General features: G+C 65.5%; 14 protein-coding genes, 1 tRNA gene and 1 pseudogene. 12 read left to right on the top strand and 4 right to left on the bottom strand.

From position 1 onward, the window contains the following. The 3 genes from ybgF (at position 1) to AVS7_RS09135 (ending at position 1,680) form a co-directional block, all read left to right on the top strand. Positions 1-780, top strand: a complete 780-nt coding sequence (gene ybgF, locus AVS7_RS09145; protein ID WP_020228149.1) for a tol-pal system protein YbgF — start codon at positions 1-3, stop codon at positions 778-780. Beyond that, on the top strand, positions 777-1,562 hold the full coding sequence (locus AVS7_RS09140) for a ThiF family adenylyltransferase (protein ID WP_049696875.1): 786 nt from the start codon (positions 777-779) through the stop codon (positions 1,560-1,562). Before ybgF ends, AVS7_RS09140 begins: the two co-directional genes overlap by 4 nt. Positions 1,563-1,604: 42 nt before the next feature. Continuing rightward, a tRNA-Lys gene (locus AVS7_RS09135) sits at positions 1,605-1,680 on the top strand. 214 nt (positions 1,681-1,894) lie between these two features. Here AVS7_RS09135 and AVS7_RS23635 read toward each other — a convergent pair. Both AVS7_RS23635 and AVS7_RS25125 read right to left on the bottom strand, forming a co-directional pair. Further along, entirely contained in the window at positions 1,895-5,149 is a 3,255-nt protein-coding gene (locus AVS7_RS23635; RefSeq protein ID WP_234449991.1) for a DEAD/DEAH box helicase, read from the bottom strand. A gap of 149 nt (positions 5,150-5,298) precedes the next feature. After that, positions 5,299-5,979 carry an N-6 DNA methylase gene (locus AVS7_RS25125; protein WP_020228146.1) on the bottom strand — a complete coding sequence of 227 codons (681 nt, stop codon included), beginning with the start codon at positions 5,977-5,979 and terminating at the stop codon, positions 5,299-5,301. A 16-nt stretch (positions 5,980-5,995) separates the two neighbouring features. On the opposite strand from AVS7_RS25125, the pseudogene AVS7_RS09115 reads away from it, so the two are divergent. Further along, positions 5,996-6,673 (top strand): annotated as a pseudogene (locus AVS7_RS09115) (Bug family tripartite tricarboxylate transporter substrate binding protein); the annotation flags it as partial. Between the two features lie 27 nt (positions 6,674-6,700). Here AVS7_RS09115 and AVS7_RS09110 read toward each other — a convergent pair. After that, on the bottom strand, positions 6,701-7,048 hold the full coding sequence (locus AVS7_RS09110; RefSeq protein WP_020228144.1) for a helix-turn-helix transcriptional regulator: 348 nt from the start codon (positions 7,046-7,048) through the stop codon (positions 6,701-6,703). A gap of 80 nt (positions 7,049-7,128) precedes the next feature. Here AVS7_RS09110 and AVS7_RS09105 point away from each other — a divergent pair, with 80 nt between their 5' ends. From AVS7_RS09105 to AVS7_RS09070, 8 genes are all read left to right on the top strand, one after another. Then, complete coding sequence (locus AVS7_RS09105; protein WP_020228143.1) at positions 7,129-8,187, top strand: efflux RND transporter periplasmic adaptor subunit; 1,059 nt, start codon at positions 7,129-7,131, stop codon at positions 8,185-8,187. A 1-nt stretch (position 8,188) separates the two neighbouring features. Next, positions 8,189-11,410 (top strand): efflux RND transporter permease subunit, encoded by a 3,222-nt coding sequence (locus tag AVS7_RS09100; protein ID WP_024001227.1) that lies wholly within the window; start codon positions 8,189-8,191, stop codon positions 11,408-11,410. A 60-nt stretch (positions 11,411-11,470) separates the two neighbouring features. Continuing rightward, positions 11,471-11,833 (top strand): carboxymuconolactone decarboxylase family protein, encoded by a 363-nt coding sequence (locus AVS7_RS09095; protein WP_020228141.1) that lies wholly within the window; start codon positions 11,471-11,473, stop codon positions 11,831-11,833. Positions 11,834-11,860: 27 nt separating this feature from the next. Then, positions 11,861-13,249, top strand: coding sequence for a TolC family protein (locus AVS7_RS09090; RefSeq protein WP_020228140.1), 1,389 nt, complete (start codon positions 11,861-11,863; stop codon positions 13,247-13,249). Positions 13,250-13,324: 75 nt separating this feature from the next. Next, positions 13,325-14,674 (top strand): NAD(P)/FAD-dependent oxidoreductase, encoded by a 1,350-nt coding sequence (locus AVS7_RS09085; RefSeq protein ID WP_234449990.1) that lies wholly within the window; start codon positions 13,325-13,327, stop codon positions 14,672-14,674. 23 nt (positions 14,675-14,697) lie between these two features. Continuing rightward, entirely contained in the window at positions 14,698-15,039 is a 342-nt protein-coding gene (locus AVS7_RS09080) for a hypothetical protein (protein WP_020228138.1), read from the top strand. A gap of 191 nt (positions 15,040-15,230) precedes the next feature. Continuing rightward, on the top strand, positions 15,231-15,440 hold the full coding sequence (locus tag AVS7_RS09075) for a DUF2892 domain-containing protein (protein WP_020228137.1): 210 nt from the start codon (positions 15,231-15,233) through the stop codon (positions 15,438-15,440). 17 nt (positions 15,441-15,457) lie between these two features. Next, entirely contained in the window at positions 15,458-15,838 is a 381-nt protein-coding gene (locus AVS7_RS09070) for a rhodanese-like domain-containing protein (RefSeq protein WP_020228136.1), read from the top strand. Between the two features lie 43 nt (positions 15,839-15,881). Here AVS7_RS09070 and bioB read toward each other — a convergent pair whose 3' ends face one another. Then, the gene (gene bioB, locus AVS7_RS09065; RefSeq protein WP_020228135.1) at positions 15,882-16,946 is read right to left on the bottom strand and encodes a biotin synthase BioB; all 1,065 of its coding nucleotides are present in this window, start codon (positions 16,944-16,946) and stop codon (positions 15,882-15,884) included. Between the last annotated feature and the right edge of the window lie 157 nt (positions 16,947-17,103).

The following is a 17,103-nucleotide window of genomic DNA, read 5'->3' as shown; positions in this document are numbered from 1 at the left end:
ATGCGTCGTACGATCCAGCCGCGCGCCCTGACCGCAGCCGCCGCCTGCGCACTGGCCGCCCTGTGGGCCACGCCGAGTTATGCCCTGTTCGAGGATGACGAGGCGCGCCGGGCCATCCTGGAGCTGCGCCAGCGCGTCGATGTGATGCAGCAGGCCAACCAGCGCACCGGCGAGCGCTCCGGCGAGGACGTCTCTCAACTGCGCCGCAGCCTGCTCGACCTTCAGACCCAGATCGAAACCCTGCGCACGGAACTGGCCACGATGCGGGGCCAGAACGAACAGCTGCAGCGGGACGTGGCGGAGCTGCAGCGCCGCCAGAAGGACATGGCGCAGGGCATGGACGAGCGCCTGCGCCAGTTCGAGCCCACCGACGTGCAGGTGGACGGCCGCGAATTTCGGGCCGACCCGGCCGAGAAGCGCGACTTCGAGGCTGCACTGGCCGTGTTCCGCTCTGGCAAGTTCGCAGACGCCGTCCCGGCATTCGGCGGCTTCCTGCGCCAGTATCCCCAGTCGGGCTATGCCCCTTCGGCGCGCTTCTGGCTGGGCAACGCGCAGTACGCCACGCGCGACTACAAGTCCGCCATCGACAACTTCAAGGCGTTGCTGTCCGCAGCGCCCGACCATGCGCGTGCCCCCGAGGCGGCACTGTCGATCGCCAATTGCCAAGTTGAGCTGAAGGATACGCGCGGGGCCCGCAAGACGCTGGAAGACTTGCTGCGTGTCTATCCCCAGTCCGAAGCTGCTGCTGCGGCCAAGGAGCGCCTGGCGCGCTTGAAGTGAGCGCGGCAGACACGTCTCCTTTGCAGGACGGCGACCATGGCCGCCGCTTCGGCGGGCTGGCGCGCTTGTATGGCACCGAGGGGGCAGGGCGCATCCGCGCTGCACATGTGGCCGTGGTCGGCATCGGCGGTGTAGGTTCTTGGGCTGCCGAGGCATTGGCACGCAGTGGCGTTGGTCATTTGACGCTGATCGACCTGGACCATGTGGCGGAGTCCAACATCAACCGCCAGATCCATGCGCTCTCCACGACGGTGGGCCAGGCCAAGGTACGGGCCATGGCCGAGCGCATACGCCTGATCAATCCCGATTGCCGGGTCGAATGCGTCGAGGACTTCGTGGAAGCCGCCAACTGGCCCGCGATCCTGCCCGGGCCGGTCGATGCGGTGATCGACGCTTGCGACCAGGTCCAAGCCAAGACAGTCATGGCGGCATGGGCCCTGCAGATGCGGCGGCTACCGTTCATTAGCGTCGGCGCAGCCGGCGGCAAGCGGCTGGCGCACAAGGTGGACATCGAGGATCTTTCGCAAACCACCCATGACCCGTTGCTCGCGCAACTGCGCTACCGTCTGCGCAAGCAGCACGGCGCGGCGCGCGATGGCAAGCGCATCGGCCTGGCCTGCGTTTTCAGCCGCGAGTCTGTCGCACCACCGCATGCGTCGTGTGAAATGCCCGGAGGCGACGGATCGTTGAACTGCCACGGCTACGGTTCGTCAGTCGCCGTCACGGCTACCTTCGGGCAATGTGCCAGCGGATGGGTACTCGACAGGCTCGCTGCCGCGTAGCAGGCTGTAAAAGCCGGCTATAATCTTGTGCTTTGCTGGTACGGGACGTTAGCTCAGTTGGTAGAGCAGCGGACTTTTAATCCGTTGGTCACAAGTTCGAATCTTGTACGTCCTACCAAATAAATCCGAAAGGCTCTGTTGAAGAACAGAGCCTTTTTTATGCCTCTTTAAATTTATACGATGTATATTATGTTAAATATCAAAAGCAACCAGGCAAACTGCAGCTGACAGGTGTCGGGCCAACAAAATTTTGGTAACCAACTGAGAAATCTTAGTAACCCACAGTGAGCCACTTCTCAAAGGTGGCGTAGACAGCCGTGTCGGTAACCCTGCTATGAACTGCACACCACTATGAACGGAACCTGGTAAGTCTCATAGAGGTATCTTTCGGTAGCACCTAACAGCACTCGGACAGGTGCACTTGCGCCATGCTTAGAAAGCCCTGGTTGAACGACATAGACAGACAGCCGTACTTCATGTCGTCGACTGAGCTCCCTTACCCGAGCAAGGGTTGCCTTATCACCTATTTCGAACCGTGTGGCCAATCCCTTCGCCAGACGACGCTCTTCACGTTTTAGAAGATGCGCAAAAAGGTCTGTCGTTTTTTCCTTATTGAACAGCCACATCAAACTCTTCTGAGCTTGCCCGCAGACCGCGTAAAAGTCGTCAACCCGACTGCCGGGCTGGCCGCTAGAGAATTTGCAGTGATAAAACTCAACTTCGATGCGTCGTTGATTTCCATCTTCCTGAACTTTAATGCCGACAACGTCAGCAGCCTCCCCTGCATCGTCATCGTCGAAGAGGACGGCGTAACAAGTCTTCTTGCGAAGCTGTTCAAGAAGCCGGAATTGAATGGAATCAGTTCGCCGAGTTGCGTGCTGTGACTCCTTCGTTAGGTCTATACCGCTCCAATCTAATACTTGGAGCTTGTCAGTATCGTACTGAGGCGCTGCGCGTGGAAGTTCAACGAGCAGATTTCCTTCGAGCGACGAGCCATCTGCAAACCAGACTGTCGGTGGGTGCGCCGTAAGGTATTGACACAGGTCTTGCCCGCCAGAGGCACCCGTGCGAACGTCAAGCTGCCCTGCTCCAACGTATGAAAATCGGTAGTCAGTGGTATCGCCAGATGGAAAAATCTCAAGGAGAACCTGTCGCGTCCACTCATCGCAGCGTAGCTCGAGTATGAGTGGCTCAGTCAGTGGGCCATCAAGCACGTTGAATTCAACGTCCGAAATTGAGACTTCGGAACGTCCAATCGGAACGAAGCCAACTTGATGCTCTTGGCGAGATACAAAGTCCAGAGGCCAGTCGACTCCAATTGGATGCTGCTCTGGGCGCGCCGCAACAATTTTCGGAATCAGTGTGCCCTTAAGCACCTCGTCGGGGTCGATGGACTCATCAACAATCTTGGTCGCAAGATGCCGACACCATTTGGCAAAAGTGTCCACCCGCAGCCGCAATACCGACCAGACCCGACCTCGTTTCGCAGCACCGATAGTCACAGGCGTACCGTTCTCAAATCCGGCGCCAGCAACTACCGCCTTTCTTGCGCTTTGGCGAGTGGCGTCACCAAGCCTCGCAGCGACATCTGCTCCCATACGACCTGTATATCGAATCTGCCTCCCGAAATGCTCATCAAGGCCAACGTTTGTAAGTAGTAGCCGGTTGATGCCGTGCAAGACGCGGTAGACCTGCGGGTCAGCAATGAGGACTACATCGCGCCCGCCAATTGCTTTTGCCACATCCTTGAACTCGCTACTGTTACTCGAGCCGTGGATGAACAACAGAGATTTCTCGCGGTCCCAGACGGAAACGAAGAGCTCCCAGTGCCACTCTGTCACTGAAGATATGGACGTCCAGGGAACACCCGTTTCGCGAGCAGTCAAAGCGACCAGAGTGTTTTCACGCTCATTGATGGTAACTAGAACTTTGTCTCTCGCCTTCAGCCCACGAAGTCCCGCTCGAAACGCTCGAGGCGTCCAATTGGCACAAGTGGTCTTGTAGATAACGGTACTTGCAGAAGGCCGGAGGTCTTTTAACGGAATAGAGTCGATGGACCTGTCGAACCCGCGCATGTACTCTTGGGCGCCCACTTCATCCGCGATGGCTTCATCGCTGAGGTCAGGTAGCAGTTCATTCCAATCAGGGTCCTGAGCATAGAGCTGCAGCAATTCATCACGCACGTCCAGATTCGCGATGTTTGCGATGAAGACTGGGTCTCCCAAATCGGCCCGTGACCGCGTGAACCTTCCGGCCAATTGGAGCGTGACGGCTAAGCTCTTTCGGATGTCGTGAAACGCTGCGATTTTTAGTTCCGGCATGTCGAAACCTTCGCCAAGCATGTCGACGCAAACCACAATTCTTGACTGCCCGCTTTCAAGCTTCTGGATTGCCTCCGTTCTAGCCTTAGAAGACAGACCTGTGTGCAACATGACAGGTTCAAATCTGTCGAAGGCTCGATAAGTTTCGAACACCGCTTCTGCGCGTTTGATGTTCGCTACGCGAGCCATGACCACATGCTTCCCGGTAATGTCTGAATCGAGTTCTTCGATTGCCTTTGCCGCAATCGCTTGGTCAGCCCGTGCTACGTCGAATTCATAGACCGAGCTGAAACTGATAGGCCTGAAGTAGCCCTCCGCCATAGCTTTGCGCAGTGGATAAATGTAGACCACTCGCCCGTCAATGAGTTGGCCGTCTTCCCTGAATGGAGTAGCGGTGAACTGTAGAACTCTGCTTAAACTGAACTTGGCTTTGAGGTCGCGCCACGTATTTGCCTCGACATGGTGTGCTTCGTCAATGAACAGATGGGTACACTGCTTCGCCATCTGCGCCTGGACATCAGAAGAACACCCTCCTGCAAGCTGGCTAGTCGTCACGACGACGTTACAAGGGCCAAAGAAGGTATCAACCTCTTCTATGGTGGAGGGTTTTTTCAGTAGGGTACCAACTACCGGTCGATGGGCCCCTTCAAGAAGTACTGCATTATTTGCAGCCTTCAAAAGACCAAGCGTTAGGAACTTGTTCGCGATTTGCGTGCGCAGCGCATCGGTTGGGACGATGACAAGTACGCGAGAACACCTGTCTGAAACAAGCGTTGACAGCATCGTCTCTGTCTTGCCTGTGCCCGTCGGCATCACTACCGTTGCAACTTCTATGCTCGTAGACCAGTGCGCATGTATGGCGTGCAACGCTCCAACCTGTGGAGACCGAAGCGCAGGGCGTCCACCTGACGATGCTTCGTTGGTGAATTGAAATGCGTTTATCCAGGACGACAGAGCCGCGTCGCGCGCGGATGCTGTCTGCTGAGCTGTATTGTGTGGATGCTGAACCCAGTAGCCTTTGCGCAGGTCGGCGTCATCAATTTCGGTACCCAGACCCTTCGCGACCAGAACCGGTGCGTCGTCCTTGAATGCCCCGACAGGCGGCTTGGCAAATACGTACGCGACTACATCCCCATTTGTGCCAGTAACCAAATGACCCTTGTCGGAGCCATTAGTGTATTTTGCGACGGTAGCAATATGACGAGTCGCGGGTTGCGCCAGTTGTTCAATGGGGCCACATCTGTGTGCAACCTCGAAGGCTTTCATGGGCGGAAGCAGTACTTCCATATTCTCCTCCCCTCCGAACAGCTTGGACTGATATAACGCCCTGAGCCGTGGATATTTAATTTTTGCGGTACTGTGGGTTACGTCAGTGGCCCTAGTTGGCCTATCAGTCCTTAATTGGAAAATCGGGTTCAGCCCCAGCTGTCACCAATCGACTCTGCCTGCTGCAGCACCAATTCAATGGCCGCATCCGTCTGGTCTGGCGGGTACTTGTATTTGCGCAAAATGCGTTTGACCATCAACCGCAGTGTGGCTCGCACGCTCTCGCGCTGCGCCCAGTCCACGGTGATGTTCTTTTTAAGGTTCTCGGTGAGCTCGTGGGCAATTTTCTTGAGGGTCTCGTCGGTCAGTTCCTTGACGGCCGACTCGTTGTTGGCCAGCGCATCGTAGAAGCGCACCTCATCATCTGACAGGCCCAACTGCTCGCCTTCCAGGCTGCCGTGCCACCAGTCGGAAATGTTGAACGGCGGGTTGGCCAGAATGAAGTCAGCCCGCAGGTCCGGGTGCTGGTTGCGGACGAAGGTGTCGGCCGGTTCACGCCCCAGGTTGAAGTCGATGCCCCGGATGGCCAGGTTCATGGCCGCTAGGCGCCAGGTGGTGGGGTTGGCTTCTTGCCCGTAGATGGACACATCCCCCAGCTTGCCGCCGTGGGCTTCGATGAACTTTTCACTCTGCACAAACATGCCGCCCGAGCCGCAGCAGGGGTCGTACACCTTGCCCTGGTGCGGAGCCAGCACAGCCACCAGGGTTTTGACGATGCTGGCCGGTGTGTAGAACTGCCCGCCGCGCTTGCCTTCGGCGTTGGCGAACATGCCCAGGAAGTATTCGTACATCTTTCCCAAGCTGCCCTACGATGCCAACCGCGATTTCGCGCCGATCACGCTGCTGTCCAAGGTGCCCAGCCTGTACGTTGTGCACCCCGATCTGCCCGTGAAGAACCTGACCGAGTTCATTGCCTATGTGAAGGCCAAGCCAGGCCAACTCAATTACGGCTCGGCCGGCAATGGCAGCGCGGGCCACCTGGCGTTCGAATACCTCAAGATGGTCACGGGCACCTTCATGCTGCACGTGCCTTATCGCGGCACGGGCCCGATGTTGACGGACTTGATGGCAGGGCGGCTGCAGGCCGCTTCCGTGGGCGCCCCTGCCCTGCTGCAGTTCATCAAGTCGGGCAAGCTGCGCTGCATCGCGACCGGCACGACGCAGCGCCTGCCTCAGTTGCCCGACGTGCCCACGGTTGCCGAGCAGGGCTTCAAGGGCTTCGAGATGACGCAGTGGTATGGCCTGATCGCTCCCTCCAAATGGCCGAAGGCGCATCTGGCCAAGCTGGAAGCCGAGGCCATCAAGGCCACGCGCAGCACGCTTGTGCGTGACAAGCTGGCGCAGGAAACGGCCCTGGCCGTGGGCAATACCGCGGCCGAGTTCGATGCTTTCATCAAATCCGAGCAGGCGCGCTGGAAGCCCGTGATCGAACGCGCACAGATCAGGCCCGAAGGCCTGGGCTGATTCCCCAGCCGGCCGGCCGCCCCGCGCTCAGGCGGCCGGATCCGACGGGCTGAACAGCGCCCGGTGGTGTGCCTGGCGGCCGAACTGCCGCGCCAAGCTGCCGCATACCAGATCGCACAGCGCGTACACCGATGCATCCTCGATGCGGTAGTACACGCTCGTGCCCCGCCCTTCCCTTGCCACGAGTCCGTGCTTGGTCAGTACCGACAGGTGCTTGGACACGTTCGCGGCCGTGTAGCCGCACAGCTGCGCCAACTCGCCCACATTGCGCTCGCCATCGCGCAGCAGGTTCAGGATGCGCAGGCGCGTGGGCTCGGCCAGAGCCTGGAAGTAGGCGGCGACCTGCTCCAGGGCTTCGGGCGGCAAGTCTTTCATGGGCAATCCTTGGATAGAAGGTCTGGAGCGGATTGTATTCTTTGATTGACTATTTAACTAATTGATTAAATAATCAAACTATGAATCTTGCCTGCCGCTTCCTTCCACTGTCCGCCCGCGCCGCGATCGCACTGGCCGCTGCTCTGGTGACGGCGGCCAGCTCCGCAGCCGAATTGGCGACGGTGACCGTCCAGGCGGCCGTGGACGGCGGCTGGACCAGCGCCGACGCCGTGGTGGAAGCCGTGCGCGACACCACGGTGTCGTCCCAGGTCGCGGGCGCCGTGGTTTCCCTCGCGGTGCGTGCCGGCGACCGCGTACAGGCCGGCCAAGAGCTGGCGCGCATCGACGCCCGAGCCGCGAGCCAGGCCGCGGCGGCCAGCGCAGCCCAGGCGGAAGCCGCGCGCACGAATGCGCAGATCGCCGGCAAGGAGCTGGAACGCCAGCGCCGCCTGTTCGAGAAGCGGTACATCAGCCAGGCAGCGCTGGACCGCAGCCAGGCCCAGTTCGATGCCGCCCAGGCCCAGGTGCGCGCCCAGCAGGCCCAGGCCCATGCGGCCCAGGCGCAGTCGAGCCACTACGTGGTGCGCGCACCCTACGCCGGCGTGGTGGGCGAGGTGCCCGTGTCCCTGGGCGACATGGCTGCGCCGGGCAGGCCGCTGGTGCGCCTGTACGACCCGCGCGCGCTGCGCATCACCGCGACGGCGCCGCAAACGCTGCAGCTGCCCTCCTCGGCCCGGTCTGCCCAGGCCGCCATCGAACTGCCCGGACGGGAGCGCATCGCCATCGAGGCACGGCAGCTGCAGCGCCTGCCCCTGGTGGACAGTGCCACGCACACCGTGCAAGTACGCGCCGACCTGCCTGCGGGTCTGGAGGATGTTGTGCCAGGCACTTTCGCGCGCTTGTGGCTGCCCGCAGGCAACACCGCAGCCGCCCTGCCTGCCGTTCCTGCCAGCGCCGTGGTGCGGCGTGCCGAGATGACCGGCGTGTACGTGGTGGACGCCCAGGGCCGCCCGCGCCTGCGCCAGGTGCGCCTGGGCCGCGCCGCGCCCGGCACTGCAGGCACCGTGCAGGTGCTCAGCGGCCTGCGCAGCGGCGAGCGCGTGGCCCTCGACCCCCAGGCCGCCGCGCAGGTGCGTTGACATGAGCCGCAGCAGCAGTGCCATGGGCATTTCGGGCCGCATTGCCGCCCTCTTCCTGCAGGCGCAGATCACGCCGCTACTCGCATTGCTGGCGTTCCTTCTGGGCACGTTCGCCGTGCTGGTCACGCCGCGCGAGGAAGAGCCGCAGATCGACGTGACCATGGCCAATGTGCTGATTCCCTTCCCCGGCGCCTCGGTGCGCGACGTGGAGCAGATGGTGGCCACGCCCGCCGAGCAGTTGCTCTCGGGCATGGAGGGCACGGAGCACGTGCTGTCCGTCTCGCGCCCGGGCCTGGCCGTGCTCACGGTGCAATTCAAGGTGGGTGTGCCGCGCACCGAAGCGCTGGTGCGCCTGCACGACCAGCTGCGCAGCCACAGCGATTTCCTGCCTGACGGGCTGGGCGTGCTGCAGCCGCTCGTCAAGCCCAAGGGCATCGACGACGTGCCCATCGTCAGCTTCACGCTGCACGGCAAGGACCAGGATACCGGCGCATTCGACCTGGAGCGCGTGGCGCACAGCGTCGAATCCGAGCTGCAGCGCGTGCCTGGCGCGCGCGAGGTGCGCACCATCGGCGGCCCCGGCCGTGCGGTGCTGGTGCGCCTGGACCCCGAACGCATGGCGGGCTCCGGCGTGACCGTGCCCGAGCTGCGCGGCGTGCTGCAGTCGGCCAGCCTGGGCCTGCCCGTGGGTGACCTGCTCGCGGGCGAGAAGATCGTGGCCCTGGAGGCGGGGCCGTTTCTCTCCTCCGCCGACGAGGTGGCTGAGCTGGTCGTGGGCGCGCGCGGCGGCAGGCCCGTCTTCCTGAAGGACGTGGCCGAGGTGCGCGACGGCCCGCCGCCCGCCCAGCGCATGGTGTGGCTGGGCCAGCCCGGTGCCGACGGGCCGCGGGAATTCCCCGCCGTCACGCTGCAGATCACCAAGAAGCCGGGCGAGAACGCCATCGACGTGGCGAACGCACTGGCCGCACGCATGGACCAGTTGCGCAATACCGTCATTCCCGACGCGGTCCAGGTGGTGGAGACGCGCAACTACGGCGAGACCGCCAACGACAAGGCGCAAAAGCTCATCCAGAAACTGCTGTTCGCCACCGCTTCCGTGGTGGCGCTGGTGTTCATCGCGCTGGGGCGGCGCGAGGCCGCCATCGTCGGCCTGGCCGTGGTGCTCACGCTCGCGGCCACGCTGTTCGCCTCGTGGGCCTGGGGGTTCACGCTCAACCGCGTGTCGCTGTTCGCGCTGATCTTCTCCATCGGCATCCTGGTGGACGACGCCATCGTGGTGGTCGAGAACATCCACCGCCACCAGCAGCTCGAACCCGGTATGCCGCTGCTGCAGAGCATCCCGCGCGCCGTGGACGAGGTGGGCGGTCCGACCATCCTCGCCACCCTCACGGTGATCGCCGCGCTGCTGCCCATGGCTTTCGTCTCGGGACTCATGGGGCCCTACATGGCGCCCATCCCCATCAATGCCAGCATGGGCATGCTGCTGTCGCTGGCCATCGCCTTCGTGGTCACGCCGTGGCTCGCGCGGCGGTGGATGAAGCCGCACGCGGGCGATGCCCATGCAGGCCTCGCGGCGAAGCTGGAGCCGCGCCTGCAGCGCCTTTTCGCGCCGCTCCTCGACGAGCAGCGCGGCGCGCGCAACCGGGCGCTGCTGGGCCTGGCCGTGGCCGCGCTCATCGCCCTGTCGGTGCTGCTGCCCGCCGTCGGCCGGGTGCAGCTCAAGATGCTGCCGTTCGACAACAAGTCCGAATTCCAGGTGGTGGTGGACATGCCCGCGGGCACGCCGCTCGAAGAGACGGCCGCCGTGCTGCGCGAACTGGGCACCCACCTGGCCACGGTGCCCGAGGTGCGCGACTGGCAGGCCTACGCGGGCACCGCCTCGCCCATCAACTTCAACGGCCTGGTGCGCCAGTACGACCTGCGCGCAGCGAGCGAGCTGGGCGACATCCAGGTCAACCTGGTGGACAAGGCCCACCGCAAAGACCAGAGCCACGCCATCGCCATGCGCGTGCGCCCCGCCCTGCAGGAGATCGGCCGGCGCTGGAATGCCAACGTGAAGGTGGTGGAAGTGCCTCCCGGTCCGCCCGTGATGGCCCCCATCGTGGCCGAGATCTACGGCCCCGAATCCGAAGGCCGCCGCCAGGTGACCGAAGCCGTGCGCGCCGTGTTCGAGCGAGCCGATGGCGTGGTGGACGTGGATTCCACGACCATCGCCGCCGCGCCCCGCAAGCTGCTGCTGGTCGATCGCCGCAAGGCCGCGCTGGCCGGCGTGCCGCAGCAGGCCATCGTCGCCACGCTGCGCGCGGGCCTGGCGGGCGAGACTGCCACCTGGCTGCGCGACGGCAGCAAGGTGCCCGTGCCCGTATGGCTGCAACTGCCGGACGAGAGCCACGGCAGCCTGGACGCGCTGCTGCAGCTCACCGTGCGCGGCGTCTCGGGCCAGGGCGAGCGGATCCAGGTGCCGATACGCGAGCTGGTCACGGTGAGCGACACGCAGCGCGAGCAGCCCGTCTACCACAAGGATCTGCTCCCGGTCGACTACGTCCAGGGCGACATGGCCGGGCGCGTGGACAGCCCGCTCTACGGCATGTTCGCCATGCGCAGCGAAATCGCGAAGATCCAGGCACCGGGCGGCACGGCCTTGAAGGAAACCTTCGTCGCCATGCCCGAGGACGCCATGCGCGACTACACCCTGCGCTGGGACGGCGAATGGCGCATCACCTACGAGACCTTCCGCGACATGGGCGCCGCCTACGCCGTGGGCCTGGTGCTGATCTACCTGCTGGTGGTGGCGCAGTTCGGCTCCTACCTGGCGCCGCTCATCATCATGGCGCCCATCCCGCTCACCGTCATCGGCGTCATGCCCGGCCACGCGCTGCTGGGCGCGCAGTTCACCGCCACCAGCATGATCGGCATGATCGCGCTGGCCGGCATCATCGTGCGCAACTCCATCCTGCTGGTGGACTTCGTGCGGCTGCAGCAGGCAGCGGGCGTGCCGCTGGACCGGGCCGTGGTGCATGCCGTGGCCACGCGCGCACAGCCCATCGTGCTCACGGGTGTGGCGGCCATGACCGGCGCCTTCTTCATCCTGGACGACCCCATCTTCAACGGCCTGGCCATCTCGCTGGTCTTCGGCATCTTCGTCTCCACGCTGCTCACGCTCGTCGTCATCCCCACGCTGTACTACGCGGCGTACAGGAAACACAGCAAAACAAGCCCCTAGCGCTTGCTAGACAAGCGCGAGCAGCTACCCATTCCATAGCAAACCCAAGGAGCCAACGCCATGTTTCCCAGCTACCAGGACCTCACCCGCGACACCAGCGCCGCCATCGCCAAGCTGCGCGGCGAGATCCCCGACACGATGCGCGGCTTCAGCGCCATGGCCCTGGGCGCCAGCAAGCCCGGCGTGCTCGACGCCAAGACCAAGGAGCTGATCGCCACCGCCCTGTCCGTCGCCGCCCGCTGCGACCCCTGCGTGGGCTACCACACCCAGGCGCTGGTCAAGCTCGGCTGCACGCGCGAGGAGCTGGCCGAAACGCTGGCCATGGCCGTCTACATGGGCGGCGGCCCCTCGCTGATGTATGCGGCGCGCACCAGCGCCGCGTTCGACGAATTCGCGCAGGCCGCTCAGAAAACCACGGCTTGATGGCGCGCAGCGGAACGGATAACTGACATGCGCCTGCCCCTTCGCCCCTTGGCCCTGGCCGCCGTGCTGGCGGCCTTGCCCGGTCTGGCCTGCGCCACCGGCCTGCTGCAGGCCTGGCAGGCCGCCTGGCAGCACGACCGCGAGCTGGCCGTGGCCCGCGCCGACCATGCGCGTGCGCAGCCGCTGCGCGACCAGGCCGCCGCGCTGTGGCGGCCCGGCGTGGCGCTGACGGCGGCCGCCGGCGTGGCCACGGGCGAGACCGACATGCGCGGCGCGCAGTTCTCGGCGCCGGGCTTCGGGCGGTCCACCGGCGTGGACTTCGGCACCTCGGTCACCGGGGGCACGGCCACGCGCTGGGCGCTGCAGGCCAGCCAGCCGCTGTACAACCCCCAGCGGCGCGCGCAGCAGCGGCAGCTGGGCCTGCAGGCTGAGATGGCCGAGCTGCAGTGGCAGGCACAGCGGCAGCAGGCCATGCTGCGCACGGCGCAGCGCTACCTGGCCCTGGCCGTGGCGCAGGAAGCCCTGCGCGTGCAGGACCAGCAGCTCGCCGCCGTGCGCCAGGCGTTCGGCGAGGCGCAGGAGCGCTTCGACATCGGCGACGCACCCGTCACCGACGTGCACGAGGCCCGCGCGCGGCTGGCCGCGCTGCAGGCCCAGCGCCTGGCCGCGCAGACCGAGCGCGACCTCCAGCGCCAGGCCCTGGCCGACACGACCGGCCTGCCCTCTTCCTCCCTGGCCGCGCGCCTGCCGCGGCCCGGCATGGACACGCCGCCGCAGGCGCTGGCCCAGCCTCTGGAGGCGTGGCAGCGCGAAGCGGACGGCGCCAACCCTGCCATCCGCCTGCAGGCCCTGGCCGTCCAGGCCGCCCGCGCCGAGGCCGAGCGGCACGGCCGCGCCGCCTCACCCAGCATCGACCTGGTTGCCCAGGCCGGGCAGGACCGCCTGCGCGGCAGCGGCGACTATGGCAGCGCCCGCAGCGGCGGCACGCAGGCCCTGGTGGGCGTGCAGCTCACCGTGCCGCTCTACACCGGCGGCTGGCGCAGCGCCAAGGAAGAAGAAAGCCTGCGCCTGCAGGACAAGGCCCAGGCGCAGGAGGACAGCCTGCGCGAGCAGGTGGCCGCCCAGGTGCACGCCGCCTGGCTGGGCCTGAGCCTGGGCGCCGAGCGCGTGCAGGCCCTGCAGCAGGCCCTGCAGGCCAGCGAGGCCCGGCTGGATGCCACGCACACCGGCCGCGAGGCGGGTGACCGCACCTTGCTCGACTGGCTGAACGCCCAGAGCGACACCGCCGCCGCCCGGCTGGCGCTGGCGCAGGCGCGCAGCGCCCTGCTGCTGGACGGCCTGCGCCTGGCGCTGCTGGCCGGGCAGCAGGGCGAAGACGCCCTGCGCCAGGCCGACCAGATGCTGGCGCTGCCATGAACTATCGAATCAATAGCTGCTTGCGCTTGCCCCATATGCCCTGAAACCGTTTTTGACCACAAAGAGGAGACAACCATGAACCACCGAGCATCCACCGGAAAACCGCCGATGGCCTCGCGCCGCGCCTGGCTGGGCGGCATGGCAGGCACCAGCGCTGCATGGGGGCTGGGCCTGCACGCCGCACCGGCGCATGCCGCAGGCCAAGCCGCCCAGGCCACCCGCGCGCACGTCGTCATCGCGGGCAGCGGCTTGGCAGGCATCGCCGTGGCGCACCGGCTGCAGGCCCTGCTGGAGGGCGCGCGCATCACCATCGTCGACGCCAAGGAAGTGCACAACTACCAGCCCGGCTTCACGCTGGTGGCCACCAGCGTGTGGCCCGTGGACAAGGTCATCGACCGCAATGCCGACCTGCAGCCCGCGGGCGTCGAATGGGTCAAGGAGATGGTGGCCGAGTTCGACCCCGCCGCCAACGCCGTGGTCACCGCCAGCGGCAAGCGCATCGCCTACGACTACCTCGTGGTCGCCACCGGCACGCACCAGGACTGGTCCCAGATCGAAGGCATGGACGTGCAGGCCATCGGCAGCAACGGCCTGGCCAGCGTTTACCCCAGCTCCGCCGCCGCCGTGGCCACCTGGGCCGCCATGGACCAGTTCCGCGCCAAGGGCGGCCAGGCCGTGATGACGCTGCCGGCCACACCGCTCAAATGCGCGGGTGCGCCGCTGAAGATGACCTTCATGGTGCGCGACCGCCTGGCCCAGGCGGGCACGCTGGCGCGTTCGCAGGTCACGTTCTACTCGGCGCTGCACAACGTCTTCGGCGTCAAGCCCGTGAACGACAACGTGCTGGAACGCTGGCAGGCGCTGGGCGTCGGCGTGCAGTTCACGCAGAAGCTCCAGGCCATCGACATCGGCGCGCGCCGCGCCACCTTCGCCAGCCCGGAGGGCGAGAAGACCGAAGTGCCCTACGACTTCATCCACATCGTGCCGCCCATGCGCGCGCCCGATGCGGTGAAGAACTCCGACCTGGCCTGGAAAGACGGCCCCATGGCTGCCGGCGGCTGGCTGGAGGTGGACAAGGACACGCTGCAGCACCGCCGCTACCCCAACGTCTTCGGCCTGGGCGATATCAACGGCACGCCGCGCGGCAAAACCGCCGCCACCGTGAAGAAAAGCGCCCCCATCGTCGCGCAGCACCTGGCCGACGTGATCGCCGGGCGCGCTCCCGGCCAGAAGTTCGACGGCTACACCTCCTGCCCGCTGATCGTGCGCGAGGGCTCGGCCCTGCTGATCGAGTTCGACTACGAGGGGCGCCTGACCCCTTCGCTGCCCATGATCGAGCCGCTGCAGGAGAGCTACTTCGCCTGGCTCATGAAGGTGCGCATGCTCAAGCCCGCCTACCTGTCCGTGCTCAAGGGCCGGGTCTGACCGCCTCGAAAGGAAACTACGCCATGTACGAAATCTGGCTCGCCCTGAACATCGTCTACGAAATCGCGCTGGGCGTCTGGCCCGCGCTGCTCGTGCTGCTGCTCGTCTGGATCGCCCTGCTGGTGGCCGCGCGCGGCCGGCTCAGCGCACACGCGCTGCGCCCGGCGCTGGCGCTGGGCGCCCTCGTCGCCGCCGCGCTGGTGCTGGCCGTGCCGTCTCTCACCCAGTCGTCGCTGGCCAACATGGGCTACTGGGTGGACTGGGCCAACCTGCTCGCCATCGCCCTGGGCCTGGGCGCGCTGGCGGCCGTGTTCGCCTGGCCGCTGGCCGCCCTGGCCTGCCCGCGCTGCCGCAGCGCGGCCTAGAGGCTGAGAGTCTTTTGTCCATACCCGCCTTGCACGCCAAAACACCCCGGCTCGTCGTTGCAAATGCTCGCCATAGCCCGAGCTATGGCTGCGCTTCGCGCCTAGATCTGGTGCGTTTTGACCCGCCTTGCGGGCACGGCCAAAAAACTCTCAGCCTCTGCACCACTTTGTTATTCCCAAGGAGAACCTCCATGACCTCATGGCAAATCGTGCGCATCGTCGCCGGACTCTTCATCCTGATCAGCCTGGCCCTGGGCATTCCCGGCAGCCCGCTGTTCATGAACCAGTGGTGGCTGGCCTTCACCGCCTTCGTGGGCATCAACCTGCTGCAAAGCGGCTTCACCCGGTGGTGCCTGATGGAAACCCTCCTGCGCAAGCTCGGCGCACGCCAGGGCTGCTGAAGCGAAAGGACGGACCGATGAAAACCGCCCTCGACCTCGTGGCTGCCGCCAAGGCCCGCATCCAGGAAATCCCCGTCGATGCCGCGGAGGCCGCCATCGCCCAGGCCGACGTGCTGATCGACGTGCGCGAGCCCGACGAATACCGCCAGGGCCACCTGCCCGGCGCCATCAACCTGCCGCGCGGCGTGCTGGAATTCCAGATGAGCAGCCAGAGCGCCATGGAGCCGCGCGGCCTGCGCATCGTGCTGTACTGTAAGACCAGCGGCCGCGCGGCCCTGGCGGCCTGCGCCCTGCAGGACATGGGCTACCTGGACGTGCGCTCCGTCGCGGGCGGCTTCGATGCATGGAAGGCGGCAGGCAAGGCCGTGGCCGTGCCCGTGGCGCCGGTCTTTGGCTGAGAGTTGGCAGTCTTTTCAGGCTTCAGCGCTTGTCCAGCAAGCGCTAGCAGCTCTCATTACAGGAGTGCCCTGTACCGTTCGGCGCCTCCTGTGTGCGGTGGCCGCGCAGGCCCAGCTTCGCCAGCAGCTGCGTGTCGGCCTCCACGTCAGGGTTGCCGGTGACTAGCAGCTTGTCGCCATAGAAGATCGAGTTGGCCCCCGCCATGAAGCACAGCGCCTGCACGGCGTCGCCCAGTTGCTGGCGCCCGGCGGACAGCCGCACGCGCGCTTTGGGCATGGTGATGCGGGCCACGGCGATCACGCGCACGAAGTCCAGCGGGTCCACGGGGTCGCTGTCGGCCAGCGGCGTGCCGGGCACGCGCACCAGGCTGTTGATGGGCACGGATTCGGGGTAGGGATCGAGGTTGGCGAGCTGCGTGATCAGGCCCGCACGGTGCACGGGCGCCTCGCCCATGCCGACGATGCCGCCGCAGCAGACGCTAATGCCGGCCGCGCGCACGTGGGCCAGGGTGTCCAGCCGGTCTTGGTACTGGCGGGTGCTGACCACGTCCTGGTAGTACTCGGGCGCGGTGTCCAGGTTGTGGTTGTAGTAGTCCAGGCCCGCGTCCCTGAGCGCCTGGGCCTGGTGCGATTGCAGCATGCCCAGCGTGGCGCAGGTCTGCAGGCCCAGGCCCTTCACGGCGCCGATCAGCGCGCTCACCTTCTCGATGTCGCGGTCCTTGGGCGCACGCCAGGCCGCGCCCATGCAAAAGCGCGTGGCGCCCGCGTCCTTGGCGGCCTGGGCGGCGCGTGTGACCTCTTCCACGCTCATGAGCTTTTGCGCCTGCACGCCCGTGTCGAACTCGGCGGACTGGGGGCAGTAGCCGCAGTTCTCGGGGCAGCCGCCCGTCTTCACCGACAGCAGAGTGGCCAGCTCGATGTCGCCCGCAGGCCAGTGCGCGCGGTGCACCGACTGGGCGCGCCACAGCAGGTCCATGAACGGCATGTCGAGCAGCGCCTGCACGGCGTCGAGGCTCCAGCGCTGCGACGCAGCGCTCTGCTGCGGAGCGCGCGGATGGAACTGCAGCGGCTGCGGGGTGGAAGGCGGGGTGGGGGCAAGGACGGTCATCTGTTCGCTCCTGGACTGGCAAGCCTGCGGCTGGGCTGGGTTCCGACGGGGCGATTGTGGTGGCCTTGCGCGGCGCCTGGAAGGGCCCGAGCCGCAAAAAAGCTCCCTTGAAAACATGCACTCAAATGCCGCCAAATTCCGTATTTTTTGACAGAAG

Source organism: Acidovorax sp. MR-S7 (assembly GCF_000400995.2).
Lineage (GTDB): Bacteria > Pseudomonadota > Gammaproteobacteria > Burkholderiales > Burkholderiaceae_C > MR-S7.
The sequence above is the reverse complement of the archived record's forward strand: the minus strand, read 5'-3'. Positions and strand labels throughout refer to the sequence as shown.